The sequence below is a fragment of the Bartonella sp. AP58NXGY genome, assembly GCF_042195785.1.
Classification (GTDB): domain Bacteria; phylum Pseudomonadota; class Alphaproteobacteria; order Rhizobiales; family Rhizobiaceae; genus Bartonella.
On sequence record NZ_JBHIOY010000347.1, the window covers coordinates 1 to 610 of the forward strand.

At 48.0% G+C, this 610-nt stretch carries 1 protein-coding gene; it reads left to right on the top strand.

Features of this window, described 5'->3' with window-relative positions; all coding sequences use genetic code 11:
* The coding region (locus ACFINC_RS11335) for a hypothetical protein (protein ID WP_375617268.1) at positions 1 to 610 on the top strand (610 nt) is incomplete at both ends.

The window sequence follows — 610 nt, forward strand, 5'->3', positions numbered from 1 at the left end:
GTTCCTGGCATAATACGGAATGTTTCAGGTACAGGTAGTCGTGTTCGTGTTGCGAGTGGTGCAGGTGCTGCGCCTAGTGTTGCGAGTGGTGAAAATCTTAAGCCTGGTATTCCTGGTGGTGTTCCTGGTGGTGTTCCTAGTGGTGTTCCTAGTGGTGTGGGTGCTGTGCCGGGTATTCCGAATTCGGGTGTTCTACCCACTTCGAATTCAGGCATCTTATCTGCCGGAACAGCAACTGGAACAGCAACAGTAGTAAATGTGCCGCAAGTGAATGAACCGGCTGGAGTTGGTCAATTATTAGCTCTTACACTAGATACTTTACCATCAAGAGGCATCGCAGGAGGATTAAACTCTAGAGCCCCACAAGGGACAATGGTTATGTCAAATGTTCCAACTGTGACAGGTGTAACACAAATGCCATCTGTTCCGGGTGGTGTAATACCAGCTATTCCGGGTGGCGTAGCAGGTGCTGCTCCAAATTTTGCACAAGATGATTCTTTGAATGGCGTTCCAGGTGCAATCCCAGGTGTTCCAGGTGCAAATACATCTATTAGGAGAGCAAGAGCTGCAGTTGTGGAAGCAAAAGTAAAAAGTGGGAGAGAAGTACATA